Here is a 21,479-nt window from a genome sequence, read left to right as displayed (position 1 = left end):
GATCCGTCGGCGAGTTATAGAGTCATCCGAGATCAGAGCTGTGAGGGGTTCTCCAGCGGAGACCCAGCGGGATCCCAGACACGATAACCTGGTGGCATGCGCCGTTCACTGCTCAGCACAGCCGCCGTGGGGACCCTGCTGCTGGCGGCGGGCTGCGCCGCGGAGGAAGACCCGAAGGACGATCCCGAGAGCACGGAGCACGCTGAGGGCACACCTGCGGAGACTGATCAGGAGGCAGCCGACGACGCCGAGCCCGCACCTCTCAGCGAACCTTCCTGGGATCCCGCATCCATCTATGTGCTGGTCAATAAGGCCAACCCGCTGGAGCCCGCCGATCATGAGCCCTCTGATCTGACCGTGCCCGTTGTCCCGGCCGAGCAGGATTCAGAGATGCGCGAGGAGCCTGCCCAGGCCCTGGAGGAGCTCTTCGAAGCGGCCGGTGAGGCGGAGATCCCGCTGGTGGTGACCAGCGCCTACCGGGACTATGAGCTGCAGAGCGCCCTCTACGAGCACTATTCGGAGACTATGGGCCAGGAGTCTGCGGACGAGGTCTCAGCCCGGCCCGGCTATTCGGAGCATCAGACCGGGCTGGCGGTGGATCTGTCCTATCCGGGCAATGAGGAGTGCTATCTGAAGGCCTGCTTCGGGGAGACGCCAACGGGAGTGTGGCTGGCGGAGAACAGCCATGAGCACGGCTTCATCATCCGGTACCCGGAGGATGCCCTGGAGATCACCGGCTTCTCCTATGAGCCCTGGCATCTGCGCTATGTGGGCCCGGAGACGGCCACTGATGTGGTGGAGCAGGGTGTGACCCTGGAAGAGTATTGGGACCAGCCCGCGGCCCCCGACTATGAGGACTGATCACCGATGAGCGCCCCGGCTGCTACCCCACCTGCCCACCCTCGTTCTACCAAGGCAGATTCAGATTACCCTGCACATCTGCAGGGGTAATCTGAGAAACGGTTGGTAAAACTAAGGTTCAGGGCCCGACGCCGGCCGCGGCAGTGACTGCAGTGCGGCTCAGATCAGAGCGCCAGCTCGGCCTGGACGATCTCGGCCAGGGCGGCGGCCTCAGAGTCGGCGATCTCGGCAGTCTCAGCCTCGACCATCACACGCACCACCGGCTCGGTGCCGGAGGGACGCAGCAGCACGCGGCCCTTCTCCCCCAACCGAGATTCGGTGGCCGCCACTGCCGCCAGCACGGCGTCGTGGGTCTTGGCCTTGGCCTTGTCCACTCCCTTGACGTTGACCAGCACCTGCGGGAGGCGCTCCATGGCCTCTTCGGCCAGCTGACGCAGCGATGTGCCGGTGGCAGAGACCCGCGCCGCCAGCTGCAGACCGGTCAGCAGACCATCACCGGTGGTGGCATAGTCGGAGAAGATCAGGTGCCCGGACTGCTCGCCGCCCAGGGAGTGTCCCCCGGAACGCATGGCCTCGAGCACGTAGCGGTCGCCCACTGCGGTCTCCACCAGCTCAATGCCCGCCGCGGCCATGCCCAGCTTCAGGCCGAGGTTGGACATCACGGTGACCACCAGGGTGTCGTCCACCAGGCCGCCGGTCTCCTTCAGCGCACGGGCCAGCACGCCCATGATCTGGTCGCCGTCGATGACCTCACCGGTGTGGTCCACGGCCAGACAGCGGTCGGCGTCACCGTCGTGGGCGATGCCCAGATCCGCTTTGTGCTCGACCACAGCGGCCTGCAGCGGCCCCAGGTGGGTGGACCCGTAGCCGTCGTTGATGTTCAGACCATCCGGATCCGCGCCGATGACCACGACTTCCGCACCGGCGGCCGCGAAGGCCTCCGGGGAGCAGCCCGAGGCCGCACCGTGGGCGCAGTCCAGCACGATCTTCATACCCTTCAGCGAGACCTCTCCCAGGGACTTCAGCAGGTGGACCACATAACGATCCTCCGCATCGGAGAAGCGCTGGACCCGGCCCACCTCGGCGCCGATCGGGCGCGGGGGCTCTTCGCCCATCTGCACTTCGATCTCGTCCTCGACGGAATCGTCGAGCTTATGACCGCCGCGGGCCAGGAACTTGATGCCGTTGTCCGGGGCAGGGTTGTGGGAGGCGGAGATCATCACACCGAAGTCGGCGTCGATGTCTCCCACCAGGAAGGCTGCGGCCGGAGTGGGCAGCACGCCGGCGTCGTAGACGTCCACACCGGAGGCGGCCAGGCCGGCCTCCACTGCCGAGGAGATGAACTCCCCGGAGACGCGCGGATCCCGGGCCACAACAGCCACGGGCCGCTTGCCCTGGGCCGCCCGCTCAGAGCTGATCCGCCGGTGCCCCAGCACCACTGCAGCTGCCTGAGACAGCTTCAACGCCACCTCCGCGGTCAGCAGCTCATTGGCCACCCCGCGCACGCCATCGGTACCGAATAGTCTCGCCATGATGGCTCAGTCTACTGGGGGTTGGAGCAAAATCCCCGCCGGTCGAACCTGACAGGGGCATTCGTGTTGAAGCTGTGATCAACGCCCCTGGATGCGCACTCCAGACGACGGCGCCGACCAGCCCGGAGGCAGACGGATCACCCGCCCGCAGACACGAAAGAGGCCCGCACCCTGCAGACGGATCTGCGAGGTGCGGGCCTCTTCTGCGAAGCCGCAGCATCCGGACGACGGTCCGGGTATGCGGCAATCAGCGCGTGGGAGCCGAGCGCTGGGCCGGCGAAGCCGGCCGCTGGCGCCAGCCAGCGAGATTGCCGCAAAGGGCCCCGGCACAGCTGCGGAGCAGATGTGCCGGGTATGCGGCAATCAGCGCTTGGAGTACTGCGGGGCCTTGCGTGCCTTCTTGAGGCCGGCCTTCTTGCGCTCCACGGCACGTGCGTCGCGGGTGAGGAAGCCTGCCTTCTTCAGCCCAGCGCGGTTGTGGTCGCGGTCGATCTCGTTCAGCGCACGGGAGATGCCCAGGCGCATGGCGCCGGACTGCCCGGAGGGGCCGCCGCCGTCGATACGTGCGATGACGTCGTAGGCGCCTTCCAGACCGAGCAGGGTGAACGGGTCGTTGACCTCCTGCTGGTGCAGCTTGTTCGGGAAGTAGTCCTCGAGCGCACGGCCGTTGATGGTCCACTGGCCGGAGCCGGGGATCAGGCGAACACGGGCACGGGCCTTCTTGCGACGGCCGATGGCTGCGCCACCGACGGTCAGCGGAGCACGCTCAGAAGAGACGGTCTCCTCAGCGGCGGGGGCAGATTCCGAGGTGTAGCTGTTCAGCTCCTCGGTCTCGTTGAGCTCTTCAGTGTTCTGAGCCACGGTTCTCCTCAATAAGTCTCTAGAGTCGGGCCCGGATTACTGGGCGACCTGGGAAATTTCGAACGGCTGGGGCTGCTGAGCGGCATGCGGGTGCTCGGCACCTGCGTAGACGCGCAGCTTCTTCAGCTGGGCGCGGCCGAGCTTGTTGTGCGGCAACATGCCCTTGACGGCCAACTCCACCGCGCGGGTGGGGTGGCGCTGCATCAGGTCGTTGAAGTTCACGGACTTGATGCCGCCGGGGAAGCCGGAGTGGCGCCAGTAGCGCTTCTTCTCAGCCTTGTCACCGGTCACGGCAACCTTGTCTGCGTTGATGATGATCACGAAGTCGCCCATGTCCTGGTGCGGAGCAAAGGTCGGCTTGTGCTTACCGCGCAGCAGCGCGGCGGACTGGGTGGCCAGACGGCCGAGCACGACGTCGGTGGCATCGATGATGTGCCACTGCGCGTCGGCGTCGCCGGGCTTGGGGGTGTACGTACGCACGTGTTAATGCCTTCGGTCGGTGTTCTACGGTTCAGCGCACTGCCCTGACCGGCAGGTGAGCTCCACCGGAGGCCAGTGCCTGATGCACTGTCATTCTTCGAGAGTGCGCTGTCCGGATCCCCAGGTGAGGGCTGGAGAGTTACCGGGCCCGTGGTTTCCCCTGGGGTCCGCGGAGGCTGTATGGGCCATGCAACTGAGCCGCCTCGACACGGTTCCACGCAGGAGTGGACACGCACAACAGCTGATAACTATACCTGGCCTCCCCTAACGGAGCAATCGGCGGCCAGCAACCCCACACGCGGAAGGCGTGTCTTCACGGGATCCTGCACGGAACCCTCAGTGCCGATCCCTCACCCAGGGAACTGCGGCGGGTGATTCGGCGCGTACTGGGGAGGATGCTGCGGCGCACTCCCGCCCACCCGGAAGATACCGCTGGACCTGACCGTCGAAGGCGAGGGCCAGCCACCACACGGTGAGGGTCAGCACTCCGGCACCCGAGGCGAGACGCTCGTCGCCACAGCCCTCCAGCTCCATCGGTACACCCAGGACACGGGAGATAGCGGTCTCCTCATTCGGTGAAGGTCCGGGCGGACTGCTCGCCTCACCCTCAACGGCATGCAATCACTCACCCATCTCCCGCCAGATGTGTTGGGCTCCCGGGAATCACCCCTCCTGGCTCCAGCCTTCCCAGGAACTCAACACATCGGCGGTCCTGCCGCCCGCACCGCGACGCCGATGGGCCCGCTTCTGTTGCAAAACACAGATATACACAGATAAAGTACGGAAAATCCCACAGCAGAGTGGGCCAGACCACATCCCCAGACACATTCCTCCGCCCCATCCCAGGAAGGCCTCATGCCGCTTCTGCCGCCCGAACGCCATGGGCGCATCCTCTCCCTCCTGGCCCGTGAGGGATCGGTGAGCGTCCAGCAGCTCGCCGATTCCCTCGACGTCACCCGGGAGACCGTCCGCCGCGACCTCGATCAGCTCGAGTCCGCCGGAGAGCTGCGCCGCATCCACGGAGGCGCCGTCGCCTCCGGCTCCACCTCGCGCACCGAGTCCTCCCTGCAGGAGCGGCTCAGCCGCCACTCCGCGCAGAAGCAGGACATCGCCGCCGCGGCCCTGCATCACCTCCCACCCGAGGACGGCGGCTCGCTGATCATCGACGCCGGCACCACCACCGAGGCCCTGGCGGACCGGATCGCCGCCGCCTCCAACCCCAACACCACGGCCTCCGCACAGCCCGACGCCGGCCCCCTCCCCCGCACCGGGGACCTCGCGCTGCTCACCACCGCGGTCCCCATCGCCCATAAGCTCAGCAGCACCGGCGCCCTCGACGTGGAAATCCTGGGCGGGACCATCCGAGGGATCACCGGCGCCGCCGTGGGCCAGGAGACGGTGGAGGCGCTGAGCCGGCGTCGTGCCGATGTGGTCTTTCTGGGCACCAACGGCGTCAGCAGCGAGTTCGGCCTCTCCACTCCGGACACCGCTGAGGCCGCTGTGAAGGGCGCCCTGATCCGCGCCGCCCGCAAGCGGGTCCTGCTGGCCGACTCATCCAAACTCGGTGAGACCTCCTTGGTGCGCTTCGGCGGACTGGAGGACCTTGATGTGCTGATCACCGACGCCGCACCCCAGCCCGAACTGGCTGAGGCGCTGGAGGCCGCAGAGGTCGACGTCGTCGTCGCAGGCTCCGACCAGACCAACACCACCCCGGGAGGCGAGGCCGCGTGATCATCACCGTGACCCCCAACCCCAGCCTGGACAAGACGGTGGAGCTGCCGGACCCGCTGGCCGTGGGCCAGGTCCAGCGCGCCGCCGCCCAGCACGCCGAACCCGGCGGCAAAGGCGTGAACATCTCCCGGGCGCTCACCGCAGCCGGCCACCAGACTCTGGCGCTGCTGCCCGGCGACCCCACCGACCCGGTGCTCACCGCGCTCTGCGAGATCGGGGTGGCCCACCGCGGCCTGCCCGTGGGTGAGGCGCTGCGCACCAATATCGCCATCACCGATCCGGCCGGGACCACCACCAAGATCAACGAGCGCGGCCCCCAACTGGACGCCGCCGCCGTGGCCGGCTTCCAGGAGATGATCCTGCGCGCCGCCCAGGGCGCCTCCTGGGCGGCACTGGCGGGATCGCTCCCGCCCGGCGCTCCCACCGACTTCTACGCCCGGCTGATCACCGCGCTGCGGGAGAACACCCCCGACGACGCCGTCTCGGCGAGCACCGACAGCACCGGCGCAGAAAGCCCTGGCACAGACGATGCAGCAGCAGACGACTCTGCCCTGGTCGCCGTGGACGCCTCGGGCGAGGCTCTGGCCGCGGCCGCCGCGGCGGGACCGGACCTGATCAAGCCCAATGCCGAGGAGCTGCTGGAACTGCATACCGCACTCTGCGGCGCTGAGCAGGCTGAGAAACCCGGGCCGGTTGAGGCACCCACGGCTGCCGCAACGATCACCCCCGAGGAACTGGAGATCGACAAAACCCAAGTGCTGCGGCTGGTCCGCGACTGCCAGGCCCACGGCGTCCGCGCCGCGCTGGTCACCCTGGGCGCCCATGGGGCCCTGCTGGTCCCTGCTCCGGGTTCCGGTGAGCCGGTGCTCACCGCCTCCGGTCCCCCGCTGGAGGTGCGCAGCACCGTCGGCGCCGGGGATGCCTCCCTGGCCGGCTATCTCAGCGCCGCCCAGCGCGGGGCCAGCCCCGCCGATCGGCTGCGGCAAGCCATGGCCCAGGGCCGTGCCGCCGCCTCCCTGCCGGGCTCCACCATGCCCGGCCCCGATGACCTCCGGCTCTCCGACGTCACCGTCGCAGAGTTCACCCCAGAGACAAAGGACACCGCATCATGACCATCATCACCAAAGATCTGGTCAGCCTGGACACGCTGAAGGCCGAGACCCCGCGGGAGGTCATCCGGGCCATCGCCGAGCAGATCGCCGCCGCAGGCCGCTCCGAGGACGCCCAGGCACTCTTCGACGGCGCCTGGGCCCGCGAGGAGAGCTCGGCCACCGGAATGCCCGGCGGCTTCGCCATCCCGCACTGCCGCACCACGGCGGTGGAGCAGCCCACTGTTGCCTTCGCCCGGCTGGCCACCCCGGTGGACTTCGACTCCGGAGACGGCGACGCCGATCTGGTCTTCTTCATCGCCGTCCCCGACGGCGCCGACACCGATCACCTGGCCATCCTCTCCACGCTGGCCACCTCGCTGATGCGCGATGAGTTCGTGGAACGGCTGCGCTCGGCGCAGGACGCCGGGGAGATCGCCCGGATGATCCAGGAGGCCGCGGACCCGACGCCGGCCGAGGAGCCGGCCGCTGAGTCTGGCGCGGCGGCTGGTGCCGAAGCAGGCGCGGCCGAGGGTGCGGCGTCGGCGTCGGGAGCTGAAGGAGCTGAGCCCGGCTCCGCGCGGACGCTGATCGCGATCACCGCCTGCCCCACCGGCATCGCCCACACCTATATGGCCGCCGATGCGCTCAAGCAGGCCGCCCAGCGCCTGGGCGTGGACCTGCACGTGGAGACCCAGGGCTCAGCTGGCTCCTCCGCACTGGACCCGCAGGTGATCAGCCGGGCCGAGGCCGTGATCTTCGCCGCCGATGTGGACGTCCGGCAGAAGGAACGCTTCGCCGGCAAGCCAGTGGTCGCCTCCCGGGTGAAGCGCGGGATCGACGAACCCGATCAGATGCTGCAGGAGGCACTGACCGCCGCGGAGGATCCGCAGGCCCAGACCGTCATCGCGGAGACCTCCGCCGAGACTGAGGACGGCTCCTCCTCGGAGGGCTTCGGCCGAACCGTGCAGCGGGTGCTGATGACCGGTGTCAGCTACATGATCCCGTTCGTGGCGGCCGGTGGCCTGCTCATGGCCCTGGGCTTCCTGCTGGGCGGCTATGACATCGACGGCGTGGCCGAGGACGTCGCGCTGAACAGCTCGCTGTGGGACCTACCCACCGCCGACCAGCTGCCGGATCCCTTCCGCGGATGGGGCGCCCTGGGCGGCTACCTGGGTGCTGTGTTCTTCCTGATCGGCAACACGGCGATGAGCTTCCTGGTCCCTGCGCTGGCCGGCTATATCGCCTACGGAATGGCTGACCGTCCCGGCATAGCACCGGGCTTCACCGCCGGCGCCGTGGCCGTGACCATGGACGCCGGATTCATCGGCGGCATCGCCGGCGGTGTGCTGGCCGGCCTGGTGGCCGCAGGCTTCCGCCGGCTGAGCGTGCCGCGCTGGCTGGCCGGACTGATGCCCGTAGTGATCATCCCGCTGTGCGCCTCCATCGCGGCCGGCGGCCTGATGCTGCTGGTGCTCGGCGCACCGATCGCCTCGCTGACCGCCTCCCTGGAGGACTGGCTGGCCTCGATGACCGGTTCCGCCGCCGTGCTGCTGGGCGTGATCCTCGGTCTGATGATGTGCGTGGACCTGGGCGGCCCGGTCAATAAGGTGGCCTACTCCTTCGCCGTGGCCGGCCTGGGTGCCGCCACCGCCGACTCCGAGGCCCCGCTGATGATCATGGCGACCGTCATGGCCGCCGGTATGGTCCCGCCGCTGGGCCTGGCCCTGGCCACCTTCCTGCGCCGGAAGCTGTTCACCGTGGCCGAGCGGGAGAACGGCAAGACCGCTGTGCTGTTGGGCGCGGCCTTCATCTCCGAGGGCGCCATCCCGTTCGCCGCCGCCGATCCGCTGCGTGTGCTGCCCGCGGCCATGGCCGGCGGCGCCACCACCGGCGCCCTGGCCATGACCTTCGGGACCACCTCCATGGCACCTCACGGCGGCGTGTTCGTCCTCTTCGCCATCGACCATTGGGCCATGTTCCTGGTGGCGGTGCTGGCCGGTGCTGTGGTCACCGCGCTGAGCGTGATCGCGCTGAAGCAGTGGACCCGTCCGGCGTCGACCGATGCCCCGCAGGAAGCCGCCGCGACGGCCTGAGCGGGCCCCGTCAGAACCGCAGACCAGACGACGACGGCGCCCCGTCGGCTCTCCGAGGAGGGCCGACGGGGCGCCGTCGTTCCGTCTTCAGCTGGGGAGCAGCTCAGCCCTGGCGGGTCTGCACCAGATCCACCACGGGGGCGAAGAGCGGGTGCTCGGCGCTCAGGCCGGTGACCTGCTCGGTGAAGGCCTCGGCGCTGAGCTCGCCCAACAGCTCCTGTAGCTCCACGGCCTGTTCGTCCTCCGGCAGGGAGAACTCCAGGGCCGCGCCGATCACGGTCAGCAGGCCCTCGGCGGAGAGTCCCCGCTCGGCTGCCTCGGCGGCCGGGCCGATCAGCCGCTCCTTCCGGGAGAGCTTGCGCAGCGGCTGGCGTCCCACGCGGTCGGCGGTGTCCGGCAGTGCCGGGTTGCGGAAGCGGCCCAGGATGGTGATCCGGTAGGCCTCCATGTCCTCGGAGGTGAAGCCGTGCTTGGCGCTCAGCAGCGCGGAGGTCTCCTCCAGGGCTGCGGCCACACCCGCGGCCACCTGCTCATCGGCCAGAGCATCGGCGATCTTCTCCCGGCCGGCGCGGGTGCCCAGGTAGGCGGCCGCGGCGTGGCCGGTGTTCACGGTGAAGAGCTTGCGCTCGATGTAGGGGCCCAGCTCGTCCACGAAGTGCGCGCCGGGGATGTTCGGCAGGTTTCCGCCGAAGGCACCCCGCTCGATGGCCCACTCGTAGAAGGGCTCCACGGTCACGTCGATGGCCACTCCGCCGCCCGGTGCCTCAGCGGGCTGGCCCGGCACGATCCGGTCCACCGCCGTGTTGGCGAAGACGGCCTTGGCCTCCAGGGAGGCCCACTCCTCGCCGGCGAGCTCCACGATGTGCTCACGCAGGGTCTCGGTGGCACCGATGGCGTTCTCGCAGGCCATGACCTGCAGCGGGCTGGCCCCGTCCGCGCGCCCGCGCAGTCCGGCCAGGATGTGCGGGGCGATGAACTTCAGAATGGTGGGTCCCACAGCAGTGGTGACCACCTCGGCCGAGGCCACCTCGGAGGCCACAGCCTCCGGATCCTCTGCCGAGTTCAGCGCACGGAAGTCGGTGATGACCTTGTCCCGGTTCTCACGGCCGGGGCCGCCGTCGCCGACTTCGTGGACGGTGTAGGACTCCGCTGCGTCCAGAGCATCCACCAGGGCTGCCGCCACGTCGGAGAACACCACCTCGTAGCCGCCCTGGTGCAGCAGCATGCCGACGAAGCCGCGGCCGATGTTCCCGGCCCCGAAGTGAACTGCTTTCATGGATCTCTTCCTATCCCTCAGTGTGGATCGTGTACCGGATTGTGGCGAATGGGGGCGATCACGGTCCCCATTGTCGACAATCCGGTACGCAATTCGTATGGGTTGAGCCTCAACCGTCGTTGACCGCGGAGAGCATCTGGAGCAGCTCATCCTCGGTGGATGCTCCGCGGAGCTTGGCGACCTCGTCCTCGTCGGCGAAGAGCACAGCGATCTTGGAGAGGATCTCCAGGTGCTCATCGCCCACTCCGGCGATGCCGATCACGAAGTCGGCCTGGTCGCCGGCCCAGTCCACGCCGCCGTCGTAGCGGACCACGGACAGCGCCGAGGTCTTCACGGCATCCTTGGCGTCATTGGTGCCGTGCGGGATGGCCAGGCCGTTGCCCATGAAGGTGGAGACGGTGTCCTCGCGGTCCTTCATGGCCTGCAGGTAGTCCTCGGTGACCGCGCCGGCGCCGATGAGGATCTGCGAGACCTCGGCCAACGCCTCCTCCTGGGTGACGGAGCCGGAGTGGATCCGCACCTGGCTCAGGGTCAGGATGCCGGACTCCTCTCCGGCCTCAGCAGGTGCCTCAGCCTCAGCGGGTGCCTCAGCTGCGGCCGGGGCGGCCGACGACGACGCCGACTCCTCCCCCGCTCCCACAGCGACGGGCTGACGCGAGTTCTGCACCAGCTCCACGACCTCGTCGTACTCCGGTGCATTCATGAAGCTGTCCACGGTGACGTGGATAGCGTTCGGCTCCTGGCCGCGGGCGCGGTCGGTCAGCGACTCCTGGGTGATGACCAGGTCGGTGTGTCCGGGCAGGGCCGCGATAGCCTTATTGGTGACCTCCACGTCCTGGATGCCGGCTGCCTTGAACTTCTTGCGCAGCACGGAGGCGCCCATGGCGGAGGAGCCCATACCGGCGTCGCAGGCGAAGATGACCTGCTGGATGACCTTCTCGGTCTGGGCGGGCACTGCGGCGGCGCCGGCCAGGTTGCTCAGGTGGCCGGAGGACTTGCCCTTGGCCGCGGCGGTCTTGGCCACCGCGGAGGTGAACTCGTCCGCGCCCTCGAGGTCTTTCTTGCGGTCCTTGAGCAGGATCAGCGCGGCGACGGCGAAGGTCACTGCGGCGGAAAGAACCACGGACAAGATGACGCCCAGGTGGCTGCCAGAGGCAGTCATGATCATCACTGCGATGAAGGAGCCCGGAGCAGCTGCACTCACCAGTCCGGAGTCGAACACCATGTTGGTGCCCACACCGGTGGCGCCGCCGGCGATGACGGCCAGCAGCAGGGCCGGCTTCATCAGCACATAGGGGAAGTAGACCTCGTGGATGCCGCCCAGGAAGACGATGACGGCTGCACCGGGTGCGGTGGCCCGGGCTGCGCCCACGCCGAAGATGGAGAAGGCCAGCAGCAGGCCCAGGCCCACGCCCGGGTTGGCCTCCAGCAGGTAGAGGATGGAGCTGCCCTCCGCCGAAGACTCCTGAGCACCCAACGGGGTCAGCACGCCGTGGTTGATGGCGTTGTTGAGGAAGAAGACCTTGGCCGGCTCGATGATCACCGAGGCCAGCGGCAGCAGACCGTTGTCCACCAGGAAGCCGACGATGCTCTCCAGCACGTTCATCAGCCCGTTGATGACCGGGGCCAGACCGAAGAATCCGCCGATCACCAGGAAGAACCCGAGGATGCCCGCGGAGAACATGTTGACCAGCATCTCGAAGCCGGCCTTGATCTTGCCCTCCCACAAGCCGTCCAGCTTCTTCATGATCCATGCGGCCAGCGGGCCCAGGATCATGGCGCCGATGAACATGTGGACGTATTCGATCTGCTCAGCCTCAGGCCGACCGGCGTTGAACTGCTCGATGATGTAATCCGAACCGGCGATGACGCCGAGGGTGGCGATGCCGCCCACGACGGCGCCGCGCGTCTCGTAGACCATCTTGCCGCCCTGCACTGCGATCAGGATCGGGAGCAGGTAGTGGATCATCGGGAAGATCGCCGTGTCCAGGGCCTCGGCGGGCGCCCAGCCGGTGGTCCATTGAGCGATGTTGACCAGCACTGCGGTCAGGAGTCCCCAGGCGATGAGCGCGGGGACCACGGGCATGATCATGCCCGACATGAAGGATCCGACCTTCTGGATCCCGACGCGCAGGGCGCCGGGTTGCTTCTGCCCTTCGGCCGGCTCAGCCGTTGCGGTGGACATAGTCTGTGCCTTTCTCATCCTTGAGAGGGGTGCGGTAGTGGTGTGGGGCCCCGGCTGTGTCCAGCCGAGGCCCCGTGGAAGCGGAACGTCAGGACTGCGACGCCGCCAGGGCTGCCTTCCGTGCCTCGGCCGCGGAGGAGGCGCCCAGGGCGGCCTGAGCCACAGCGCGCGCCTTCTCAGCGGAGTGCAGGGTCAGCTCGGTGCGGACGTCAGAGAGCGCAGCCGGTGCCATGGACAGGGTGTTCACGCCCAGGCCCACCAGCACCACGGCCAGCAGCGGGTCCGCGGCGGCCTCGCCGCAGACGCCCACCGGTTTGCCGGTGGACTGTCCGGCGGCGCCCACCTCGCGGATCAGCCGCAGCACGGCGGGGTGCCACGGGTCCTGGAGGTGGGAGACCGAGCCGAGCATGCGGTCTGCGGCCATCGTGTACTGGGTGAGGTCGTTGGTGCCGATGGAGGCGAAGTCGGCCTCACCCAGGATGTTCTCGGCCAGCAGTGCGGAGGAGGGGACCTCCACCATCACGCCGGCAGTCTTCAGGCCCTTGGCGTGAGCCAGCTCGGAGAAGCGCTGGGCCTCCTCCACAGTGGAGACCATCGGGGCCATGACCCACAGGTCCGCCTCCGTGGCCTCCTGGGCATTCGCCAGGGCGGTGAGCTGATCATCCAGGACCTGCTCGTCGGTCAGCAGGGCACGCAGGCCGCGCAGACCCAGGGCCGGGTTCTCCTCCTCAGTGTTGGTGAGGAAGCTCAGCGGCTTATCCGCACCGGCGTCCAGGGCCCGGACCACGACCTTCTTGCCCGGGAACGCCTGCAGCAGCTCGGTGTAGGACTCGGTCTGCTCCTCGACCGTGGGCGCCTCATCCGAGGAGAGGAAGAGGAACTCAGTGCGGAACAGGCCCACACCTTCAGCACCCAGCTCCACAGCCTCGGCAGCACCCTTGGGCGAGCCGAGGTTGGCCAGCAGCGGGACCTCGGTGCCGTCGGTGAGCGCACCGGGGGACAGCGGGGCGGCCTGGACGGCTGCCCGCTGGTCGATGCGCTGTTCGGCGTCGTCGATCTGCTCCTGGGTGGGTGCCACGGTGACGGTGCCGGCGGCGGCGTCGACGATGACGTCCTCTCCCCCGGTCAGCTCCTCAGCGGCGGCGACGCCGACCACTGCGGTGATGGCCTTCTCCCGGGCCAGGATGGCCGTGTGGGAGGTGGGGCCGCCTTCGATGGTGACCAGCGCGAGGACCTTCTCCAGGTCCAGCAGCGCGGTGTCAGCGGGGGCGAGGTCCTCGGCCACCAGGATGAACGGGTGGCCCGGTTCCGGGACACCGGGGGCCGGCAGGCCGCGCAGCCGGGCGATGACCCGCTGGGCGACGTCGGCGAGGTCGGCGGCCCGCTCCCCCAGGTAGCCGCCCAGGGCGGCCATGGTCTGGCGGAACTCGTCGAAGGCTTCGAACACGGCCCATTCGCCGGTCTTGCCGGCCTGGGTGCGCTCAGCGACGGCGTCGGCGAGCGCAGGGTCCTGGGCCATCATCGCCTGGGCCTCGAGCACGTCCTGGGCCTGGCCGCCGGCCTGCTCGCCTCTGGCGGCGAGCTCCTCGGCCACAGCCTGGACGGCCTCGGCCACCCGCTGAGACTCCTCCTCAGGGCTCAGCTGGGAGGGCACGTCCTGCGGCGGCTCCGGCGGAGCGGCCATGCGCGCCACGGGGCCGTGGGCGATGCCGCGGCCGATTCCGATTCCGGTCAGGTCATTCATCGAAGGGGTCCCCGCTGTGCTCACGCGTCGTGGTCGGTGGTGAGGAAGTGCTCGAGGGTGTCGAGGGCCTGCTCCTCCTCGCCGCCTTCAGCGGTGAGGGTGACCTCGTCGCCCTTCTCCACGCCCAGGGAGAGCACGGTCAGGATGGATGCGGCGTTGACGCTCTTCTCGCCCTTGGCCAGGGTGACCTGGGAGCCGGTGCCCTGGGCGGCCTCCACGAAGAGCTTGGCCGGGCGGGCGTGCAGCCCGGAGGAGGAAGCGACGGTGACGGTGCGCGATGCGGACATGGAGATTCCTTCTTCCGTATTCTCGGCTGCCGGGGAGCTCTTCCCGGCAGGCACAGTGATGACCTCGCGGAGCGCCGAGAGGGCCCGGGTTCCGTCGAGGTCGCTGTAGATATCGTCAGGAAGCACAGTGATGAGGGGGCCGCGCTCTCCGGTCAGGCCGCGGATGTCGTCTGCGGTGTCCGCCATATGCGGTCCCAGCAGCACGACGTCGGCGGTGTCCAGCTCGTAGAGCAGGGAGGAACCGTTCCCGGCGTCCGCCTGATGCCCCAGCCCTTCGGCGCGCATGGCGCTGTTGAGCCGCTGGGCGACAAACGTCGACGACGCACCCGCGCCGCACACCACCAGGATCTTCATCGATCTGCCTTCCGTCCTTCTCCCCTCCAGTGTCCCGTGACCCAGTGCACAATGACAGCCTGAGGGGCTCAGAGTTCTTTCCGCCCCTGCGGAAAGTGGACGCTATGGTCCTCGGCCGAAGTCGATAGGGTGGTCCTGTGGAGAGGACAGCCCGGTGAGCCGCAGACGTCAGGAACAGCTGATCGGACTGCTCATGCGTGATCAGGGGTGGATGCCCTCAACAGTCCTGGCAGACCGCCTGGGGGTCACCCCGCGCAGCGTGCGTTCCTATATCGCTGCGATCAACGCTCAGGCCGAGGGGGCGGTGGAGTCCGGGTCAGCCGGGTACCGGGCCGACCGCAGCGTGCTGGCCGGTCTGCGCGCCAAGGACTCCCGCCCCAAGACCGCCCCCCGGGACCGGCTGCATGCCCTGGTCCGCGAGCTGCTGGAGGCCTCCTCCGGAGTGGACCTCCACCGGGCGGCCGAACGGCTGCATGTCTCCGAGGCCACGCTGGAGGCCGATCTGGTCCGGGCGCGCGGCCTGCTCCACGGCACCGGACTGGCTCTGGAGCGCTCCGGGCCGAGACTGCTGCTGGTGGGCGGTGAGCTGGAACAGCGGAAGCTGGTGTCCACGCTGGCCCACGCCGAGATGGAGCACGGATACTTCGACGTCGACGGCATGCGCCGCGGAGCCGGGATCGGTGCGGTGGACAGCTCCGCCTTCGGACCCTTCAAGAGCGAACTGGCCGCTGAGCTGGCCGAACAGGGCTATTACGTCAATGAGTTCGCCACCGCCGATGTGGTGCTGCATGTGGCCATCGCCGCCGAGCGCGTCTCCCAGGGACGGGCCGTGGAGGGCACCCCGGTGGAGCCTGCCGAGCAGCAGGAGCGGATCGCTCAGCTGCTGGGACGGCTGAGCAGCCGGCACTTCGGTATGAACCTGGGCCGCGGGGATCTGAACCATCTGGCCTCCCTGGTGCTGACCCGCGTGGTGGCCCCCGGTGGGGATCCCTCCACGCAGATCGCCCTGGACCCGGCGGTGGAGGCCGCAGTGGCCGAGGCCGTGCAGCGGGCGGCCCGGGAGTACATGGTGGACATCGACCATGCGGCCTTCGTACGCCGACTGAGCCTGCATGTGCAGAACCTGGCCCACCGTGCACGGGAGCAGGCCTGGTCCCGGAACCCGCTGACCCGTTCGCTGAAGACTGCCTATCCGATGATCTTCCAGGTGGCGGTGTCCATCTCCGATGAGCTCTCCCAGGTGCTGCACATCCCGCTGCGCGATGACGAGATCGCCTATATCGCCATGCATGTGGGCGGGCAGCTGGAGCGCAGCCGCCGGGCCGGAGAGGCGCTGACGGCCACGATCATCTCCCCCGGCTACTACGAGATGCATGAGCTGCTGCGGGCGCGAATCGATAAATCCCTGGGCAGCGGGATCGAGGTGACCCGCATGGAGACCCGCGTGGATCCTGACTGGTCCTCCATCGACACCGACCTGGTGCTGACCACGATAGAACCGCCCGTCCCGGATGAGCGGACCGTGCACCTGCCTCCGTTCCTCACCGACCAGGACATGGAGCGGATCTCGGCGGCGGCAGGGAAACGGCGCCGAGCACGCCGGTTGGCGCGGCTGCGCAGCGAACTGGAGTCCTATCTGGACCCTGCGGCGTTCCTGCGTCCGCTGAAGGCCGTCGATGAACAGGATGCGATCCGTCAGCTGGCTGCCCCGCTGCGCGAGCGTGGGGTGATCGACCAGGACTATATCGAGCGGACCATCGAGCGCGAGCAGCTCTCCTCCACGGCCTTCACCGACTCCCTGGCGGTTCCGCATGCACTGAAGATGACCGGCACCACCACTGCGATCTCGCTGGGCATCGCCGAGGGCTCGCTGCCCTGGGGCGAGGGCCGTGTGCAGGTGGTGGCGCTGGTGGCCTTCAGCGAGGAGGAGCGCTCTGCCTTCCAGACGATCTTCGAGCAGCTGGTTGAGGTCTTCAACGAACCCGACTCGGTGCAGCGGCTGCTGCGCCGCGGCACAGACTTCTCCAGCTTCCTGGACGAGCTGGTGGCGATCATCAACAGCTGAGCCGGCGCCGGACGAGCTGTGGCCGCGCAGAGTCGTGCTCGCTCAGATTTTCGAGTAGCCCTCTTCTCCTGCCGCCTCTTCAGCGGCCGGAGCACTGGTCCGGGAGCGGTAGAAGTAGAGGAGCGCTGCCAGGATGGCCAGCACGACGACGGCGCCGATGATCAGTCCCAGCCAGATCGGTGGGCCCTCGGAGAGCTCGTGCCAGGAAGAGTGGCACGCCAGAGCCTGGTCGCCCCCTGTCTGGTAGACGCAGGCGGTCGAGCTGAAGTCGGCGCCCTCCGGGGCGTCAGACTGCTCCCCCTGGCCTGGTTGACCGTCTTCGATCATCTCAGCACCCTCATCCGTGAGGGCCACCGTCTGTTCGAAGGTCGCGGTCTGGCCGGGCTCCACGCTGGTCCTCCAGACCATCTCGTGGCCGACGGGCTGACCCTCGGGATCGGAGGAGACGCGTTCGAAGCCTGCCGGCATGGCATGGGTGATATCCACCTCGACGGCCTCGTCTCCGTCGTTGGTGGCTTCGATCGTGAAGGTGAGCTCATCGCCTTCGGAGATGTCGGTGCCGTCGTCGGGAGTGACCGAGATGGCGAAGTCATCCCCTTCCTGCTGAGCAGGCTCATCCTGCTGGGCTGCCTCCTGCTCCTCACCCACCGGCTCAGCAGAGACGGGAGAGGCGAGGACGGCAAGCATCATCACACACATCAGCAAGGCTGCGAAGACGCCTGCCGAGAGCCTCTCACCCGCCGGGGCGGGCACTGCAGTCGTGGTGCTGTCCGATCGAGCCATCGTCGGTCTCATCATGCCTGAGTCCCCCTGGGTCTGCCTGCTGTGACGTCCGGCCTCCCTAGGTACCAGGTTACCGCGGCCAGACCCGCCAGCCCAGAGCTGCGGCTGTCAGAGCCTCACGTCGAGCGCAGCGCGCGGGTCTGCTCCGCGCGCACCCGCAGCTGATCGTCGGCCGGATACCGCACCGACTCCAAGACCAAGCCGTTGGGCGGCGCCAGGCGCACTGAAGAGTCCCAGCTGGGCTGCTCCAGACGGCTCAGCACCCAGCCGGGATCGCGCCGCCCCTCCCCCACATCGATGCAGGCGCCGATCAGCGCGCGCACCATGTGATGGCAGAAAGCGTCCGCAGTCAGGGAGGCCTCCAGCACGTCGTCAGCGCCCCGGCGGATGCTGAACTGCTGCAGCTGCCGGACCGTCGTGCTCATCTCGCGCGGCCTGCAGAAGCTGCCGAAGTCGCGCAGCCCGCCGTCCGCGGCCACTGCCGAGGTCGCTTCAGCATCCATCAGCCGCTCGTCGAGTCCGCGGGGATGCCACGCGGTGTCGAAGCGGCGCAGCGGATCCCTGCGCTGAGGGCCATCGGCCAAGCGGTAGGTGTAGCTGCGGCTCAGAGCCGAGAACCGCGCGTCGAAGTCCGCCGGCACCTGGCGGGCGCGGTGCACGATCACCGCACCCTCCTGCCGGGAGAGCACTCCCCCGACCCTGCGCAGCAGCGCCTCCGCCGGTGGGATGTCCCGGCCGCGCGCCAGCTTGTGCCACTCCTCCTCGCTGAGGTCGAAGTGGACCACCTGACCGCGGGCATGCACGCCCGCATCCGTTCTGCCGGCCACCACCACCGGGACCTCCCGGCGGATGAGCGTGGCCAGGCCTTCCTGCAACACGCCCTGGACGGTGGGAAGTCCGGGTTGGGCCGCCCATCCCTTATAGGCGTTGCCGTCGTAGGCGAGATCGAGGCGGATTCTGGGCATGTACCCAGCCTATCGCCGCGGCATAGAAAAGCGCCCCGGACCATACGGTCCGGGGCGCTTCCCACAAGAGGGGGGTCAGAGGATCACTTGTCCTCGGACTCCTCGGAGGTCTCAGTCTCCTCGGAGGGAGCCTCAGCGGTCTCCTCAGCCTCGGCAGACTCCTCAGCGGGAGTCTCCTCAGCCTCGACCTCAGCGGCCTCCTCCGGCGCGGCGGCGGCGGTGGCCTTCTCGGCGTCGGCGACGACCTTCTGCTTCGGGGAGACGGGCTCCATCACCAGCTCGATGACAGCCATGGGGGCGTTGTCGCCCTTGCGGTTGCCGATCTTGGTGATGCGGGTGTAGCCGCCCTCGCGCTCGGCCATGGCCGGAGCGATCACGGTGAACAGCTCGTGGACGATCGCCTGGTTGGTGGCGTTCTTCGCAGAGAGCTGGCCGACCACCTTGCGGCGTGCCGCCAGGTCACCCTTCTTGGCGAAGGTGATCAGGCGCTCAGCGAAGGGCTGGACACGCTTGGCCTTGGTCAGGGTGGTGGTGATCGAGCGGTTCTCGAACAGGCTTGCAGAGAGGTTCTGCAGCATCATCTTCTCGTGCGTCGGGCTGCCGCCCAGGCGCGGTCCCTTGGTGGGGGTAGGCATTGTCTTGTTCTCCTAGAAATATATGTGCCGCAGCGGCTCAGTACTGCTGCTGCTCGTCGTCGAGGTACTCGTCCTCGCCCGCCTCCTGGAAGCGTGCGGCGGTCGGGTCGAAGCCTGCCGGGGAGTCCTTCAGGGACAGACCCAGCTCGGTCAGCTTGTCCTTGACCTCGTCGATGGACTTCGCACCGAAGTTGCGGATGTCCATCAGGTCAGCCTCGGAGCGTGCCACGAGCTCACCCGCAGTGTGGATGCCCTCGCGCTTGAGGCAGTTGTAGGAACGGACCGTCAGCTCGAGGTCCTCGATCGGCAGAGCCATGTCCGCAGCCAGGGCTGCGTCCGTCGGGGACGGACCGATCTCGATGCCCTCGGCGGCCACGTTGAGCTCACGTGCCAGCGAGAACAGCTCGACCAGAGTGGTGCCGGCCGATGCCAGAGCGTCGCGCGGAGCCACAGAGGGCTTGGTCTCGACGTCGACGATCAGCTTGTCGAAGTCGGTGCGCTGCTCGACACGGGTCGCCTCGACCTTGAAGGAGACCTTCAGGACCGGGGAGTAGATGGAGTCGACCGGGATGCGGCCGATCTCCGAGTCGGCGACCTTGTTCTGAGCGGCAGAGACATAGCCCCGGCCGCGCTCGACGGTCAGCTCAATGTCCAGCTTGCCGTCCTGGTTGAGGGTGCCGAGGTAGAGATCCGGGTTGTGGAACTCGACGCCGGCCGGCGGGGTGATGTCAGCTGCGGTCACCGCACCGGGGCCCTCCTTGCGGAGGTAGGCCACGACGGGCTCGTCGTGCTCGGAGGAGACCGACAGCTTCTTGACGTTGAGCACCAGCTCGGTGACGTCTTCCTTGGCACCGGCGATGGTGGTGAATTCGTGCAGCACGCCGTCGATCCGGATGCTGGTCACAGCAGCACCGGGGATGGAGGACAGCAGGGTGCGGCGCAGCGAGTTGCCCAGGGTGTAGCCGAAGCCGGGCTCCAGGGGCTCGATGACGAAACGCGAACGGTTATCTGCGACGACTTCTTCGGTCAGCGTGGGGCGCTGTGCAATGAGCACGTGTGATTCCTTTCAGAGTGCATCCGCTATATGACGCAAACTCACTGATTATGATGCTCGGCCCGCGCCCCGGCGCAGGGCCGGGGCGGGGGCTTGGGCCAATAGAAGGTCGCTCAGACGCGACGGCGCTTCGGCGGCCGGCAGCCGTTGTGGGCGCTGGGGGTGACGTCGGAGATGGAGCCGACCTCCAGGCCTGCGGCCTGCAGGGAGCGGATCGCGGTCTCGCGGCCCGAGCCCGGGCCCTTCACGAAGACGTCGACCTTGCGCATGCCGTGCTCCTGTGCGCGCTTGGCTGCGTTCTCAGCGGCCATCTGCGCGGCGTAGGGAGTGGACTTGCGGGAACCCTTGAAGCCCACCTCGCCGGAGGAGGCCCAGGAGACCACGGCGCCGGTCGGGTCCGTGATGGACACGATGGTGTTGTTGAAGGTCGACTTGATGTGAGCCTGACCCTGAGTGATGTTCTTGCTTGCCTTACGGCGCGGCTTACGTGCCGCAGCGCGAGTCTTGGGGGGCATATCTTCTCCTGTGACTACTTCTTCTTACCGGCGACGGTCTTCTTCGGGCCCTTGCGGGTGCGGGCGTTGGTCTTGGTCTTCTGACCACGCACCGGGAGACCGCGGCGGTGACGGAGGCCCTCATAGGAGCCGATCTCGACCTTGCGGCGGATGTCGGCGGAGACCTCACGGCGGAGATCGCCTTCGACGGTGAAGTTGCCCTCGATGTAGTCACGCAGAGCGACCAGCTGATCATCAGACAGGTCCTTCACGCGGGTGTTGGGGTCAACACCGGTGGCCTCAAGGGCCAGGGCGGCGCGGGTCTTGCCGACGCCGTAGATATAAGTGAGTGCGATCACCGTGCGCTTTTCGCGCGGGATGTCCACACCTGCCAGACGTGCCACGTGGCAGTCCTCCTTCTGCTTGTCCGAAGGTCTTCAGCAGTGCGTGTCCCGGCATCGGAGGCGATGCCTTGCGGGTCCCCGGCCTTCGGCAACCGGAGGTGTGCTCGCCAGCTCCTGCGAGCTGCACTGCCATGATTCTTTTGAGCTGCGGTCAGCGCGGGTGCGCCCTCACTTGAACGGTTAAGTACAGTGAGGAGCTCAGCCCTGGCGCTGCTTGTGGCGCGGGTTCTTGCAGATCACGCGGACGACACCCTGACGACGAATCAGTTTGCAGTCCGAGCAGACCGGCTTAACGCTCGGCTGAACCTTCATGGGTTCTCCTCTATCACTTGTACCGGTAGACGATGCGTCCACGGTTGAGGTCATACGGGCTCATCTCCACCACGACCCGGTCCTCCGGGAGGATTCGGATGTAGTGCTGGCGCATCTTGCCCGAGATCGTGGCCAGGAGGACATGCTCGTTCTCCAGCCGGACACGGAACATTGCATTCGGGAGGGCCTCGATGACCTGACCCTCAACTTCGATGACGCCTTCTTTTTTGCCCATGACTCCCCAACCTGGTTGTGTTGCTGGTTCAGTTCTC

General features: G+C 68.0%; 20 protein-coding genes and 1 pseudogene. 5 read left to right on the top strand and 16 right to left on the bottom strand.

Annotated elements, in window-relative coordinates; all coding sequences use genetic code 11:
- Positions 1-96 precede the first annotated feature (96 nt).
- Positions 97-861: a M15 family metallopeptidase gene (locus tag IEW85_RS08360; protein WP_188684594.1), complete on the top strand. Its 765-nt coding sequence runs from the start codon at positions 97-99 to the stop codon at positions 859-861.
- A gap of 164 nt (positions 862-1,025) precedes the next feature.
- On the opposite strand, the gene glmM is transcribed toward IEW85_RS08360, so the two are convergent.
- The 3 genes from glmM to rplM all read right to left on the bottom strand — a co-directional run bounded on the left by glmM (position 1,026) and on the right by rplM (position 3,734).
- On the bottom strand, positions 1,026-2,393 hold the full coding sequence (glmM, locus tag IEW85_RS08355) for a phosphoglucosamine mutase (protein WP_188684591.1): 1,368 nt from the start codon (positions 2,391-2,393) through the stop codon (positions 1,026-1,028).
- Between the two features lie 363 nt (positions 2,394-2,756).
- A complete protein-coding gene (gene rpsI / locus IEW85_RS08350; RefSeq protein WP_188684590.1) occupies positions 2,757-3,254 on the bottom strand; it encodes a 30S ribosomal protein S9 in 498 nt (165 codons plus the stop codon).
- Positions 3,255-3,290: 36 nt separating this feature from the next.
- Positions 3,291-3,734: a 50S ribosomal protein L13 gene (rplM, locus tag IEW85_RS08345; protein WP_188684588.1), complete on the bottom strand. Its 444-nt coding sequence runs from the start codon at positions 3,732-3,734 to the stop codon at positions 3,291-3,293.
- Positions 3,735-4,589: 855 nt separating this feature from the next.
- On the opposite strand from rplM, the gene IEW85_RS08340 reads away from it, so the two are divergent.
- From IEW85_RS08340 to IEW85_RS08330, 3 genes are read left to right on the top strand one after another with little or no spacing between them, the layout of a single operon-like run.
- A complete protein-coding gene (locus tag IEW85_RS08340) occupies positions 4,590-5,465 on the top strand; it encodes a DeoR/GlpR family DNA-binding transcription regulator (protein ID WP_188684586.1) in 876 nt (291 codons plus the stop codon).
- On the top strand, positions 5,462-6,577 hold the full coding sequence (locus tag IEW85_RS08335) for a 1-phosphofructokinase family hexose kinase (RefSeq protein WP_188684583.1): 1,116 nt from the start codon (positions 5,462-5,464) through the stop codon (positions 6,575-6,577). Before IEW85_RS08340 ends, IEW85_RS08335 begins: the two co-directional genes overlap by 4 nt.
- Positions 6,571-8,649, top strand: a complete 2,079-nt coding sequence (locus tag IEW85_RS08330; RefSeq protein WP_188684691.1) for a PTS fructose transporter subunit IIABC — start codon at positions 6,571-6,573, stop codon at positions 8,647-8,649. The genes IEW85_RS08335 and IEW85_RS08330 overlap by 7 nt, the downstream gene beginning before the upstream one ends.
- 103 nt (positions 8,650-8,752) lie before the next feature.
- Here the strand turns inward: IEW85_RS08330 and IEW85_RS08325 are convergent, their stop codons facing one another.
- The 5 genes and pseudogenes from IEW85_RS08325 to IEW85_RS08305 form a co-directional block, all read right to left on the bottom strand.
- Entirely contained in the window at positions 8,753-9,925 is a 1,173-nt protein-coding gene (locus tag IEW85_RS08325) for a mannitol-1-phosphate 5-dehydrogenase (RefSeq protein ID WP_188684581.1), read from the bottom strand.
- A 109-nt stretch (positions 9,926-10,034) separates the two neighbouring features.
- Complete coding sequence (locus tag IEW85_RS08320; RefSeq protein ID WP_188684579.1) at positions 10,035-12,110, bottom strand: PTS mannitol transporter subunit IICBA; 2,076 nt, start codon at positions 12,108-12,110, stop codon at positions 10,035-10,037.
- A gap of 88 nt (positions 12,111-12,198) precedes the next feature.
- Positions 12,199-13,854 (bottom strand): phosphoenolpyruvate--protein phosphotransferase, encoded by a 1,656-nt coding sequence (ptsP, locus tag IEW85_RS08315; RefSeq protein ID WP_188684577.1) that lies wholly within the window; start codon positions 13,852-13,854, stop codon positions 12,199-12,201.
- Positions 13,855-13,874: 20 nt separating this feature from the next.
- Positions 13,875-14,141: an HPr family phosphocarrier protein gene (locus IEW85_RS08310; protein ID WP_188684689.1), complete on the bottom strand. Its 267-nt coding sequence runs from the start codon at positions 14,139-14,141 to the stop codon at positions 13,875-13,877.
- 90 nt (positions 14,142-14,231) lie between these two features.
- Positions 14,232-14,495, bottom strand: a pseudogene (locus IEW85_RS08305) (PTS sugar transporter subunit IIB); the annotation flags it as partial.
- A gap of 154 nt (positions 14,496-14,649) precedes the next feature.
- On the opposite strand from IEW85_RS08305, the gene IEW85_RS08300 reads away from it, so the two are divergent.
- A complete protein-coding gene (locus tag IEW85_RS08300; protein WP_188684575.1) occupies positions 14,650-16,560 on the top strand; it encodes a BglG family transcription antiterminator in 1,911 nt (636 codons plus the stop codon).
- Between the two features lie 42 nt (positions 16,561-16,602).
- Here IEW85_RS08300 and IEW85_RS08295 read toward each other — a convergent pair whose 3' ends face one another.
- The 8 genes from IEW85_RS08295 to infA all read right to left on the bottom strand — a co-directional run bounded on the left by IEW85_RS08295 (position 16,603) and on the right by infA (position 21,442).
- Positions 16,603-17,343, bottom strand: a complete 741-nt coding sequence (locus IEW85_RS08295) for a DUF11 domain-containing protein (protein WP_188684573.1) — start codon at positions 17,341-17,343, stop codon at positions 16,603-16,605.
- Between the two features lie 116 nt (positions 17,344-17,459).
- Entirely contained in the window at positions 17,460-18,308 is an 849-nt protein-coding gene (locus IEW85_RS08290) for a tRNA pseudouridine synthase A (protein WP_188684571.1), read from the bottom strand.
- An 83-nt stretch (positions 18,309-18,391) separates the two neighbouring features.
- A complete protein-coding gene (gene rplQ, locus IEW85_RS08285; RefSeq protein WP_188684569.1) occupies positions 18,392-18,943 on the bottom strand; it encodes a 50S ribosomal protein L17 in 552 nt (183 codons plus the stop codon).
- A 37-nt stretch (positions 18,944-18,980) separates the two neighbouring features.
- Positions 18,981-19,997, bottom strand: a complete 1,017-nt coding sequence (locus IEW85_RS08280) for a DNA-directed RNA polymerase subunit alpha (RefSeq protein ID WP_188684567.1) — start codon at positions 19,995-19,997, stop codon at positions 18,981-18,983.
- Between the two features lie 113 nt (positions 19,998-20,110).
- Entirely contained in the window at positions 20,111-20,512 is a 402-nt protein-coding gene (gene rpsK, locus IEW85_RS08275; protein WP_188684565.1) for a 30S ribosomal protein S11, read from the bottom strand.
- A 14-nt stretch (positions 20,513-20,526) separates the two neighbouring features.
- Positions 20,527-20,895 (bottom strand): 30S ribosomal protein S13, encoded by a 369-nt coding sequence (gene rpsM / locus IEW85_RS08270; RefSeq protein ID WP_188684563.1) that lies wholly within the window; start codon positions 20,893-20,895, stop codon positions 20,527-20,529.
- Positions 20,896-21,093: 198 nt separating this feature from the next.
- Positions 21,094-21,207, bottom strand: a complete 114-nt coding sequence (gene rpmJ, locus IEW85_RS08265; RefSeq protein ID WP_188684561.1) for a 50S ribosomal protein L36 — start codon at positions 21,205-21,207, stop codon at positions 21,094-21,096.
- A gap of 13 nt (positions 21,208-21,220) precedes the next feature.
- Entirely contained in the window at positions 21,221-21,442 is a 222-nt protein-coding gene (gene infA / locus IEW85_RS08260) for a translation initiation factor IF-1 (RefSeq protein WP_188684559.1), read from the bottom strand.
- Positions 21,443-21,479 lie beyond the last annotated feature (37 nt).

This window comes from Nesterenkonia cremea (assembly GCF_014642675.1).
GTDB classification, from domain to species: Bacteria; Actinomycetota; Actinomycetes; order Actinomycetales; family Micrococcaceae; genus Nesterenkonia; species Nesterenkonia cremea.
The sequence above is the reverse complement of the archived record's forward strand: the minus strand, read 5'-3'. Positions and strand labels throughout refer to the sequence as shown.